The organism is Bradyrhizobium sp. CCBAU 53338, assembly GCF_015291665.1.
Lineage (GTDB): Bacteria > Pseudomonadota > Alphaproteobacteria > Rhizobiales > Xanthobacteraceae > Bradyrhizobium.
In genome coordinates, this window is the sequence record NZ_CP030049.1 from 592349 (window position 1) to 603676 (window position 11328).

10 protein-coding genes and 3 pseudogenes are annotated in these 11328 nt (G+C 59.6%); all 13 read left to right on the forward strand.

Going from position 1 to position 11328, the window contains the following annotated elements:
* Positions 1-34 precede the first annotated feature (34 nt).
* The 13 genes and pseudogenes from XH90_RS36955 (at position 35) to XH90_RS37010 (ending at position 11302) form a co-directional block, all read left to right on the forward strand.
* Complete coding sequence (locus tag XH90_RS36955; RefSeq protein ID WP_128929744.1) at positions 35-1072, forward strand: branched-chain amino acid ABC transporter permease; 1038 nt, start codon at positions 35-37, stop codon at positions 1070-1072.
* Entirely contained in the window at positions 1059-1793 is a 735-nt protein-coding gene (locus XH90_RS36960) for an ABC transporter ATP-binding protein (protein WP_128929743.1), read from the forward strand. The genes XH90_RS36955 and XH90_RS36960 overlap by 14 nt, the downstream gene beginning before the upstream one ends.
* Positions 1786-2487: an ABC transporter ATP-binding protein gene (locus tag XH90_RS36965; RefSeq protein WP_128929742.1), complete on the forward strand. Its 702-nt coding sequence runs from the start codon at positions 1786-1788 to the stop codon at positions 2485-2487. Before XH90_RS36960 ends, XH90_RS36965 begins: the two co-directional genes overlap by 8 nt.
* Before the next feature lie 296 nt (positions 2488-2783).
* A complete protein-coding gene (locus XH90_RS36970; protein WP_128929741.1) occupies positions 2784-3185 on the forward strand; it encodes a transposase in 402 nt (133 codons plus the stop codon).
* Positions 3182-3355: pseudogene (gene tnpB, locus XH90_RS36975) on the forward strand (IS66 family insertion sequence element accessory protein TnpB); the annotation flags it as partial. The gene XH90_RS36970 and the pseudogene tnpB (XH90_RS36975), both read left to right, overlap by 4 nt.
* Positions 3356-3961: 606 nt before the next feature.
* A complete protein-coding gene (gene ltrA, locus XH90_RS36980; protein WP_128929739.1) occupies positions 3962-5188 on the forward strand; it encodes a group II intron reverse transcriptase/maturase in 1227 nt (408 codons plus the stop codon).
* Positions 5189-5221: 33 nt separating this feature from the next.
* The gene (gene tnpB / locus XH90_RS36985) at positions 5222-5416 is read left to right on the forward strand and encodes an IS66 family insertion sequence element accessory protein TnpB (protein ID WP_128929738.1); all 195 of its coding nucleotides are present in this window, start codon (positions 5222-5224) and stop codon (positions 5414-5416) included.
* A gap of 45 nt (positions 5417-5461) precedes the next feature.
* Positions 5462-6271: pseudogene (locus XH90_RS36990) on the forward strand (IS66 family transposase zinc-finger binding domain-containing protein); the annotation flags it as partial.
* A 202-nt stretch (positions 6272-6473) separates the two neighbouring features.
* On the forward strand, positions 6474-6608 hold the full coding sequence (locus XH90_RS39695) for a hypothetical protein (RefSeq protein ID WP_256436599.1): 135 nt from the start codon (positions 6474-6476) through the stop codon (positions 6606-6608).
* A 214-nt stretch (positions 6609-6822) separates the two neighbouring features.
* On the forward strand, positions 6823-8076 hold the full coding sequence (gene ltrA / locus XH90_RS36995; protein ID WP_128955096.1) for a group II intron reverse transcriptase/maturase: 1254 nt from the start codon (positions 6823-6825) through the stop codon (positions 8074-8076).
* Positions 8077-8155: 79 nt separating this feature from the next.
* Positions 8156-9013: pseudogene (locus XH90_RS37000) on the forward strand (IS66 family transposase); the annotation flags it as partial.
* A gap of 218 nt (positions 9014-9231) precedes the next feature.
* Entirely contained in the window at positions 9232-10485 is a 1254-nt protein-coding gene (locus XH90_RS37005) for a Tm-1-like ATP-binding domain-containing protein (RefSeq protein WP_232995598.1), read from the forward strand.
* A complete protein-coding gene (locus XH90_RS37010; RefSeq protein WP_237867295.1) occupies positions 10478-11302 on the forward strand; it encodes a phosphoenolpyruvate hydrolase family protein in 825 nt (274 codons plus the stop codon). The genes XH90_RS37005 and XH90_RS37010 overlap by 8 nt, the downstream gene beginning before the upstream one ends.
* Positions 11303-11328 lie beyond the last annotated feature (26 nt).

The following is an 11328-nucleotide window of genomic DNA, read 5'->3' on the forward strand; positions in this document are numbered from 1 at the left end:
GCCCACGCTAGAAGTGAATTGTGCGACGGCTGACATGGCTGAAATCGCCTTTGCAGGACAGGTCAGTCGTGCACGACGTGTCCTGCTCATCATCGAAGGACTAGTGCTGATTGGAGCACTAGTCCTTCCGGTGATGCTTCACGACTATCTTACGGTGTTTGCCACTCGCGTTGTGATCCTGGCGCTCTTCGCTCTCTCGTTCGATCTGGTCTGGGGCTATGCCGGAATCATGAGCTTTGGGCAGGCCCTCTTCTTCGGCTCCGCAGGCTACGGCGTTGCGCTGCTTGCGCGCGACCTCGATATCACCTCAATCCTTTTGGTACTGCCGGCGGGCACGCTGATTGGCCTCGTATTCGCGCTGCTACTTGGTGGGTTCCTCCTACTCGGACGGCATCCGGCCAGCATGATCTTCGTTTCGCTCGGTACGCTCACCGGTGCCTATGCGGCGGATCGCCTCGCGCGTGGCTGGTACTATCTCGGCGGCCAGAACGGCATTCCCTCGATTCCGCCGATGACGCTCGGCTCCTACGAATTATCGGAAGGGTCGAACTTTTACTATCTGGCACTAGGGCTTCTTGTCATCGTCTACGTTGCATGCCGTTTCCTGGTGCGCTCGCAGTTCGGTCTTGCACTCGCAGGCCTCCGCGAGAACGAGCAACGCATTGCCTTTTTCGGCTACCGGACACAGCATCTAAAAGCCATAGTGTTCGCGATCGGTGGCGCCATCGCAGGCCTGAGCGGCAGCCTCTATGCCTTCCACGAGGGTTTTGTGTGGCCCAATATGATTGGCGTTGTCGTCTCCACGCAAGTCGTGCTCTACGTTCTGTTCGGCGGTTCCGGCACGCTGATCGGTGCGGTGATCGGTACGGCGATTGTCGAAGGTCTCTCCTTCTGGCTGTCGGACAATTACCGCGATATCTGGCCGATCATCCTGGGCGTGCTCCTGCTCCTGGTAATCCTTTTTCGGCCGCTTGGGCTTATCAGCCTGGTGTTGACGGAGCGCGAGCGGGTAGGCAGTTTCGCCGCCAAAGCGCAAGACAAGAAGAGGGCGCAGCATCATGCCGCTTCTTGAAGCTGCAGGCATTCGAAAGATCTTCGGCAAGCTCACGGCAGTCGACGGTGCGGCGCTCACCGTCCGCGAGAACGAGTTCCACGGGTTGATCGGGCCGAACGGCTCGGGGAAAAGCACGCTGATGAAGTGCATCGCGGGGGCGGAGGTACCGACGCAAGGCAAAGTCCGATTCATCAACACTGATATTACCACATTCACCCCCACCGAGCGCGCGCGCGCTGGCATGAGCCTGAAGTTCCAAATCACATCGGTTCTGCCATCCCTCACCCTCTACGACAACATCCTCCTTGCCCTGCAGGGGCACTGCTCTCTTTTTGATCTTGTGTTCTCGCGCAGCCGCAGACAGCTGCACGACCAGGTCATGATGATGCTCACCCAGTTTCGTCTTGCCGATCGTGCGTTCGATGCAGCAGCAGCGCTATCCCATGGCCAGCAGCAATGGCTGGAGATTGCGATGGCGCTCGCGGGAAAACCCCGGCTCCTGCTGCTGGACGAGCCTACCGGAGGCATGAGCCTGGAGGAGCGTCGCGTCACTGGCGAACTGTTGCGACCAATAAAGGAGCACTGCTCCCTCGTTATCGTCGAGCACGATCTCGATTTCATCCGCGACATTTGCGACCGCCTCACCGTCCTCGACCAGGGCCGTGTGCTGGCGACAGGAAGCGTCGCTGAGATCCAGGCTGACAAAAGTGTCCAGGAGATCTATTTGCGCCGTGCTTGAACAACGCTTTCTCGACATAAGACATCTCGACGCCGGTTATGGTCGCAGCCAGGTGCTGTTTGACCTGAGCCTCGACATTCCGTGGCGTGGTGGTACCGCCGTGCTTGGGCGCAACGGTGCAGGCAAGACCACGCTTATGAAAGCTATCGTTGGCGAGCTACCAAGCTGGAGAGGCGAGGTAGTCTTCGATGGCCACGATTTCAATCGGCTCCAGACCGAGCAACGCGTGCGCGCCGGCATCGGCTATGTGCCGCAAGAGCACTCAGTGTTCTCACGCCTTTCAGTGCGGGATAATCTTGCAATGGGCTCCCTCTTCAACACCGACGCTTCGGCGATCGATCGGGTCCTGGCGATCTTTCCCAAGCTCGGCCACCGCCTGGACCAGGCGGCTGGTACGCTTTCTGGTGGCGAGCGTAAGATGTTAGCGATCGGGCGCGCCCTCCTGGGGAACCCAAAGCTGCTGCTGCTGGATGAGCCGACCGAGGGCGTCTGGATCGGCGTCATCGAAGAGATTACCGAACGTCTCATTGAACTCGCCAAGGAAATCGCGGTCATCATCGTCGAACAGCACCTCGATCTCGCGTTGCGCGTGGCGAGCAAGGCCTATGTCCTTGATCGCGGCCGTATCGCACTACAAGGCGCTGCAGCCGATATCCGCACGAATCCGGAACTTCTGCGCTACCTCGCGCCTTAAGTGGCGCGTTCCAGATTGCTTTGACGGCCGACGCTAATCGTAGACCGGTTCGGCTGACTTCTCCCTAGATTTGAGCGGCTGTTTGGAAAACTCCAGCAGCGGAGTTTGCTGACTTGACCTCAGCAACTTGACGCGCCCGCTACGGGCTCACAGGCGCGCTGGGCCCCATTCTGCGTTCGAAGCGAGCCGACATTCTCGTCCACTTGAAAGTACGCCTCCGACGAGGACCGTCTTGCGTGACGGGTGGTAATTCGCGAAGCGTGTGACCTTAAGTCTAGCTTTAAGGTCATCAGGCGATGCGGGTCGAAGTTTTGGGCGGGCTTGAGCGGCGGCGGCGTTGGTCGCAGGACGACAAGGCACGGATTGTCGAGGAGACGCTAGTACCGGGCGCGAAGGTAACTGAAGTCGCGCGGCGCAACGGAGTAGCGGCCAGCCTGGTGTTTACCTGGCGTCGACAAGCACGGACATCGGAACAAGTTGCACCATCTTTTACGCCGGTGCAGATCGCCGCCGTAGCGGCCTCGGCTGAAGAAACTGCGAAGCTTTTGCCTACGGTTGATGGCCGAGTTCGCTCGGCGGCAGCCGCACGTACTGGATTGATAGAGATCGATCTCGGCAACCGACGGTGCATCCGGGTGGATGCGCACGTCGATCCGGAGGCGCTGGCGCGGGTCCTCGATGTGCTTGGACGCCGATGATTGCTGTACCAGGGAATGTGCGAGTGTGGCTGGCGACAGGCTACACGGATATGCGCAGAGGCTTCCTGTCGCTGGCCCTCCAAGTTCAGGAGGTGCTGCGCAAAGAACCGCTCAGCGGTCATTTGTTCGTCTTCCGCGGTCGCCGCAGCGATCTTGTGAAGGTGATCTGGCACGGTGTGCTGCAGAGCATGAAGGAGGTGAATAACCGAATTTGATGCGTACAGCTTTATGAGAGATGGAGGACGGCCCTCCTGCATCGGCGTTCCAGGCGCAGGTGCAAAACCACGACACTGTGGCTTCGTTTAAAAGGCGCGGTCATCAGCAAGTGTTGCAAAAGTCCCGGGTTTACGGGGCAGGTAAGTATCCAGAAGGCGAGCGAAAGCAAATCTTCCGATGACGCGTCGAAAATTACTAAGGCGTCGCCAAAATCAGGGGCGCGTGCCATCCCTGAGATCAATCCGTGAGACGCCTGGATTACTGCGCGGATGGCGACCGGCGTTTAGGGGACGCGATCTGGATACAGGCTCTTGTAGAGAACTGCAGGAACCAGTCGTTGTGATGCCAAGGGAGAAGTTCAAGCGGCACACACCGCGAGACGAGAGTACCGAAGCACAACACTGGGGCGGATCGGCTCGTAGTAGTGATGAAGGTGCTGTAATGGAACTGGAGCGAAGGGGCCGAAACAAGTGGGTTGCGCCCATATGCAACTGTGATGAGCAGGAGGACATGTGAGTGTAACCGGACGTAAGCAGTACGATATCGACAAGCAGACAGTGATGAAGGCCTACAAACTGGTCAAAGCCAATGCGGGCGCGGCCGGCGTGGATAAGGTATCGCTCGAAGCTTTTGAGAAGGACTTCAAGGGCAACCTTTACAAGGTCTGGAATCGAATGTCTTCTGGCAGCTACTTTCCACCTGCCGTTCGGGCTGTCCCCATTCCCAAGAAGAACGGCGGACAACGCATTCTAGGCGTGCCGACAGTAGCAGATCGCGTGGCGCAGACGGTCGTCAAGCTTCAGATTGAACAAGTACTCGAGAAAATCTTCCTTCCCGATTCCTACGGCTACCGGCCCGGAAAAGCCGCGCTGGACGCCGTCGGCATCACCCGGCAACGGTGCTGGAAGATGGACTGGGTGCTGGAGTTCGACATCAAAGGCCTGTTCGACAATATCAGCCACCAGTTGCTTATGAAAGCCGTCAGGAAGCATGTGCAAGACGAATGGGCTCTGCTCTACATCGAACGCTGGCTAACAGCGCCGATGCAAGGCAAAGACGGAGCGATCACCGCTCGCGACCGGGGTACACCCCAAGGCGGCGTGATCAGTCCCGTCCTTGCCAATTTGTTCTTGCATTATGCGTTCGATATATGGATGGCGCGAAACTTCCCGCAGTCACCGTGGTGTCGATACGCGGACGACGGGCTCGTACATTGCCGAACCAAGGCTGAAGCGGAAGCCATCAAGGCGGCGCTGCAGGCGAGGTTCAGGGAATGCGAACTCGAAATGCATCCCGACAAGACCAAGATCGTCTACTGCAAAGATAGCAATCGCCCGGGTAGCCATGCCAGTCAGTCATTTGACTTTCTGGGATTTACCTTTCGACCGCGCAGGGCAAGAAACCATCAGAAGAAAGAAAACTTCTGTACGTTCTCGCCAGCGGTCAGCAGGGCGGCAATGAAGTCTATGCGGATGACGATCCGGCAGCTCCGGCTCAGGCTTCGCTCGCAGACGGAAATCGACGCAATCGCCTTGGAACTGAACCCCGTCCTTCGTGGATGGATGCAGTACTACGGCAGATATGGGCGGTCAGAAATGCATAACCTGTATCGATACGTCGACGAATCTCTAAACCGCTGGGCGCGACGCAAATACAAAGGGCTGAAGAATGGAAAAGTCAGGGCCTCCACCAGGCTCAGGCTGATCCGCTGCCGTAGGCCGAAGCTGTTCGCTCATTGGACGATGTTAGGTTCTGCTTCGTTACTTGTTGAGAGCCGTATGACGTGAGAGCGTCACGTACGGTTCGGAGAGCGGCTCCGGGTGCAACTCCCGGGGCCGACTCACCATGGCCAGGGAGCATGCCTGTTCACTAAGAGACTTGAGAGAGGAAGGTTCGTCTGGCCATCGGTTGCGGGCGAAGCGGTGACGATCTCATCGGCTCAGATGAGCTACCTGTTGTCCGGAATCGATTGGCGCAACCCTCAAGAAACTCATCGTCCGACGCGTGTCGGATAGCCGTTTTTGGTTTGAATCTGCGGCTTGATCTGATTCAATGGCTTCATGACATCGAAGCCGGACGATCTTCCGTCGGATCTCGCGAGCGCCTACCTTGCGCTGCTGGCCGAGCGCGAGGCGTTGCAGGCTGAACGCGATGTGGCAGTCGCGGATGCCGCCAACGCGCGGGCGGAGCTGTCGGACAGCGAGGTGCTGATCGCTCATCTTGAGCTACGGATCGAGAAGCTCAAACGCGAACTGCACGGGCTGCGCTCCGAGCGCACGGCGCGGCTACTCGAGCAGTTGGAATTGGAGCTCGAAGAACTCGCCACCACGGCGACCGAGAATGAGCTGGCTGCGCAGGCTGCCGCCGCAAAAACCCAGAGCGTAAGCGCCTTCACGCGTAAGCGGCCGGTGCGCAAGCCGTGGCCGGACGACATCGAACGTGAGCGCGTCGTTATCGAGGCTCCAACGACCTGCGCCTGCTGCGGTGGATCGCGCCTTGCGAAGCTAGGCGAGGATGTGACCAAGACGCTGGAGGAGATTCCGCGTCGCTTTAAGGTCATCGAGACGGTACGCGAGAAGTTCACCTGCCGTGATTGCGAGAAGATAAGCCAGCCGCCGGCACCGTTCCATGCCACGCCGCGCGGCTTCATCGGTCCGCAATTGCTGGCGACAATGCTGTTCGACAAGTTCGGCATGCATATCCCGCTCAATCGCCAGAGCGTGCGCTTCAAGGCTGAGCGGATCGACCTGCCGCTGTCGACGCTGGCCGACCAGGTCGGCCACGGAACCTTCGCCGTCATGCCGTTGTTCCAGCTGATTGAGCGCCATGTCCTCGCCGCCGAGCGGCTGCACGGCGATGACAGTGTTCTGCAGAAGCACACAGAAAGGATGATCAAAATGATCTGAAAATCTGTGCGCGCAAGCTGTGGCAGCGATGAGGGTAGGCCCCTCGGGATCGACTTTCAGGAGTAGGTCTCAAATCACTTCAAGCGGCTTCGCTTAAGAGGCGCGGTCGTGAGCGTTGAAGCTAACGGTCGGGGGAGACCCGAACGGATACGCGTCCGAGAGACGAATGAAAATGAACCCGCCGATGAACCGTCGTAACGTGGAAATCGTCGTCAAAACCAGAGGTGTGTCGTCCCTCTGGGATGAGCCCGCCGGGAGCCTGATGACCGGGCGGGCGGCGACCGGCGTTGAGGGGGCGTGAATCGGATGCAGGCGCTGCCGCGGAACTGCAGGAACCAGTCGCTCCGATGGAAAGGGAGAAGCACAAGCGGAGAAGACCGCGAGGCGAGATTACCGACGCGGAGCACTGGGACGGACCGATCCGTATTAGCGACGAAGGCTCGTAATGGGGCCGGAGCGAAGGGATCGGATCAGGTGGGCTGGCCATCGTCGCAACTGGCAACAGGAGGACGTCGATGAACCAGCCGAGCAAGCCGTTCAACATCGACAAGAGAGAGGTGTACGAAGCATATCTGCAGGTGCGATCCAATGGTGGCGCAGCCGGTGTCGACGGAGTGACGATTGAGCAGTTCGAGTCCGACTTGAAGGGAAATCTCTACAAGATTTGGAATCGAATGAGTTCAGGCGCTTACTTCCCGCCGCCTGTTCGGGCTGTCTCCATTCCAAAGAAGAGTGGAGGCCAGAGGATCCTCGGGGTGCCCACCGTGGCGGACCGCGTGGCACAGACAGTTGTTAAACAACTGATTGAGCCGGCTCTTGACGCAATCTTTCTGGCGGATTCCTATGGCTACAGACCCGGAAAATCGGCTCTCGATGCCGTAGGCGTCACGCGACAGCGGTGCTGGAAGTATGATTGGTTTCTAGAGTTCGACATCAAAGGATTGTTCGACAATATCGACCACGAGTTGTTGCTACGGGCCGTCCGGAAACATGTGACGTGCGCATGGGCGCTGCTCTACATCGAACGATGGCTGACAGCGCCGATGGTGCAAGAGGATGGAACGATAATCGAGCGAAGCCGCGGCACCCCACAAGGGGGCGTGGTGAGCCCGATCCTCGCCAACCTCTTCATGCACTATGCATTTGATCTCTGGATGGCGCGGACGTTCCCCGATCTCAGGTGGTGTCGGTATGCGGATGACGGGTTGGTACATTATCGGAATGAGATGGAGGCGCAAAGCGTTCGCGAAGCGCTCCAGGCTCGGCTGGCGGAGTGCCATCTGGAATTGCATCCTACGAAGACGAGGATCGTCTACTGCAAGGATGATCGACGCCGAGGTAAAAGCGAGACGGTCATGTTTGACTTTCTCGGTTATTGCTTCCGGCCACGATCGGTCCTGGGGCCGCATTCGCAGAAGATGTTCTGTGGGTTCACCCCGGCGGTCAGCAAACCAGCGCTGAACGCCATGCGGGCGAAGGTCCGAGGCTTGAAACTTCGCAGGCGAGCCGAGGTGACGCTGGACGATATTGCTCGCGAGCTAAACCCGATGGTTAGGGGGTGGATCGCTTATTATGGGCAATACACCCGCTCAGCGCTTTATCCGCTGGCGCGCTACATCAACCAGACGTTAGGTATTTGGTTGAAGCGAAAGTACAAGCGCTTCCATCACCGTTTAGGACGCGCGCGTCTCTTCCTGGAGAAGATCGCGCGTGAGAACCGCAGGCTCTTTGTGCATTGGCAACTCGGCGATGGCGGCAAGATTGCCTGATGGGAGCCGGGTGAGGCGAGAGTCTCACGCCCGGTTCTGCGAGAGGCTGGAGGTGAAATCCCTCCGGCCTACTCACCCCACCATCCGGATCCTGGCGAAGGGCAAATGCACGACCGGCCGGATCTGGACGTATGTGCGGGATGACCGGCCGTTCGCCGGGCCTGCGCCGCCGGCGGCGGTCTATTATGCCTCGGGCAACCGACGGGGCGAACATCCTCAGAGGCATCTGGCCGCCTTCGCCGGCATTCTGCAGGCGGATTGCTATGGCGGCTTCGAGCCGTTGTTCGATCCAAAAAGGAAAGCAATGCCGATCACGCCGGCATTTTGCCTGGCCCATGCGCGGCGGGGATTCTTCGAGCTGGCTGACATCGAGAAAGCCGCCCGGGAAGGCAAGGGCAAACCGGTCTCCCCGATCGCGCTGGAGGCGGTCAGGCGTCTTGACGCCCTGTTCGAGATCGAGCGCGCCATCAACGGCCGTGGTGCCGACGAGCGGCGTGCTGTGCGCCAGGAGCGGAGCAAGCCGCTGCTCGACGACATGCACGCCTGGCTGCTCCGCGAGCGAGAAAGCCTCTCCCGCTCCGCCGAGGTCCTGAAGCCCATGAACTACATGCTCAAGCGCTGGGACGACTTCGTCCGCTTCCTCGACGATGGCAGGATCTGCTTGACCAACAATTGCGCTGAGCGTGCATTGAGAGGCATTGCCTTGGGAAGGCGCAACTGGACCTTCGCTGGCAGCCAACGTGGCGCCGACCGTGCCGCTATCATGCTGACGATGATCACGACCTGTCGCCTCAACGACGTCGATCCCAAGGCTTGGCTCGCCGACGTCCTCGCCCGGATCGCCGATCTTCCCACCTCGCGTCTGCGCGAACTGCTGCCCTGGGAATGGAAGCTCCTGCACCAAGCCGGCAAGTCCGCCGATCAGCAAGCCGCCTGACCTTCACGCAACGCCATCGTAGAACTCGCCGTGCTCGCGCGCATGCGTCAATCAGGCGGCCTTCGTCGTATGCGTACACTTGAAAAGCCCGCGCGCACGTAGCTCGAACTTCGGGAGGAGGCTACCCAATCTTACCCACTTAGACGCTTTGCGGTCTTATACGCCGATCCCGCTCGGTCTAGACCTCGCGTTGGTCAGAATGATCTAGGAGAAAAATCGTGTCTCACCATTGCACGGACGGCCAGGGGGCGGTCCGGGATGGTAGCCTGTCCGAGCTTTCGAACGCAGTCGCGATTGTGGCTACGCTCGATACCAAGGGCCGCGAAGTCTCCTACTTGGCCGATATCATCTGTAAGTGTGGCCGCAAGACCGTCCTGATTGACGTCGGCACCTCGAAGATTGCGCCCCGGACGAATCAAGCAGGCGGTCATAGCGTTCGCGTCGCCTCGCCCGCCGAGCTCTTGAAAGAAATCGCCGCAACAACACGCGGGAAAGTTCGCGATCTGCTGGCATCAGGGGCCATCGGCGCGATCGTCGGGGTCGCCGGTGGGAAGGGGAGTGCGGTGTTCGGCGAAGTCGTATCTGATTTGCCTTATGGCTTTCCCAAGCTGCTCGTGAGCAGCGCAAGGCCAGCACTTCTCGCCGAATTGGCGGTCCACAACGACATCATGCTCTATCCGACATTGGTCGATCTCTTCGGGATCAATGCGTTTACCGAGCGGGTCTTGCAGAATGCAGGACAGGCCATCGCCGCCATGCGCTATGCGCCCGCCAAAGCTGCGCGAAAGACGAAGATCGTTGCGATCACGGCCTTCGGAGTGACGACGCCGGCGGCAACTCAGTGCGTTGGGCGCCTCGGCAAGGCCGGGGTCGACGCGATCGTCTTTCCTGCAAACGGGGCGGGCGGCCGCAAGATGGAGCAGCTGATCGCGGCCGGCGAATTCGATGCTGTGATTGATCTGACCACAACCGAACTCGCCGACGAAATCGTGGGTGGCACCGCGAGCGCCGGGCCGGATCGGCTCAAGGGAGCGGCAGAGCAATCAATACCGCATGTTATCGCGCCTGGCGCGGTGGACATGGTCAATTTTGGTGCGCCATCCAGCGTTCCTGATCAATTTCGCGGCCGGCTATTCTACTCCCATACACCGTACACGACGCTGATGCGCACAACCCTCGCCGAGAATACGAGCATCGGCCGGCTTACGGCCCAGCGGCTGTCGTTGGCAGAAGGGCCTGTCATGGTCCTTTGGCCGGCAAAAGGCGTCTCCGACTATGACCGCGACGGCGGCATCTTTCGAGATCCTGATGCGGACCGCGCGTGGCTCGATGCGCTTAAGGACAATCTGCCGCCCAAGGTTACGGTCCGCGAATTGAACTGTCACATCAACGATCCCGAATTTGCGGAGGCGGCTGCGAGATGGATCCTCAAGCAATTGGGCAAGAAGGCTGATGGCGATGCGAATGTTTGAGCGAACCGAAATCCTGGCCAAGATCGCAAACCAGGTGGCGGAGCGAAAAGCCATTCTTGCCGCGGGCAGCAGCTGTGGTCTGGTTGCGAAATGTGCAGTGCTCGGGGGCGCGGACATGCTGGTCGTCTACAGCACCGGGCTGTCGCGCCTAATGGGACTTCCGACCAGCCGGATCGGCGATTCCAATGCGCGCACGCTCGAACTTGCCTCGGAAGTCCGCAACGTCGTTTCTTCGGTGCCCGTGATCGGCGGCATTGAGGCATGGGATCCCCTCCGGCTCGATCTTGATGCCCTGCTCGACAAATTCTGGTCGGCCGGTTTCTCCGGCGTAATCAACTATCCGACCATCTCCACGATGGGCGACAAATGGCGCTATCGCCGCGGGCGCGTCGGACTAGGCTTCGAACGCGAAGTCGAGATGATCGCGGCTGCGCGCAAGAAGGACATCTTCTCGCTTGCCTATGTCGCGAGCCCTGACGACGCCAAAGCGATGGCGGGCGCAGGTGCGGACTGCATCGTCCCTCACGTAGGAGCCACCCGAGGCGGGCTCGTCGGCCATGAGGAAGGACAGCCCATCCAAGAGGCGATCAGGCGCATCAACGACATCAGCGACGCCGCAAGGAGCGTGCGCTCCGATGTGATCCTGCTTTGCCATGGCGGTGCAATCGCGGAGCCGGAGGATACGATCGTGGTGTACCGATCAACGCAATGCGTGGGTTTCGTTGGCGCCTCGTCCATCGAAAGAATCCCGATCGAACGGGCAGTGAAGGCGGCGGCTGAGGAGTTCAAAGCCGTCCCGCTTCCGCGGCATCACTGACGTCAGCTCCAAGAGAACACTCGCAG

Coding starts and splice junctions, on each gene's coding strand:
- ltrA (WP_128955096.1), top strand. CDS start 6,823: ATGAACCAGCCGAGCAAGCCGTTCAACATCGACAAGAGAGAGGTGTAC.
- XH90_RS36970 (WP_128929741.1), top strand. CDS start 2,784: ATGCGGGTCGAAGTTTTGGGCGGGCTTGAGCGGCGGCGGCGTTGGTCG.
- XH90_RS39695 (WP_256436599.1), top strand. CDS start 6,474: ATGAAAATGAACCCGCCGATGAACCGTCGTAACGTGGAAATCGTCGTC.
- XH90_RS36955 (WP_128929744.1), top strand. CDS start 35: ATGGCTGAAATCGCCTTTGCAGGACAGGTCAGTCGTGCACGACGTGTC.
- XH90_RS36960 (WP_128929743.1), top strand. CDS start 1,059: ATGCCGCTTCTTGAAGCTGCAGGCATTCGAAAGATCTTCGGCAAGCTC.
- ltrA (WP_128929739.1), top strand. CDS start 3,962: ATGAAGGCCTACAAACTGGTCAAAGCCAATGCGGGCGCGGCCGGCGTG.
- XH90_RS37010 (WP_237867295.1), top strand. CDS start 10,478: ATGTTTGAGCGAACCGAAATCCTGGCCAAGATCGCAAACCAGGTGGCG.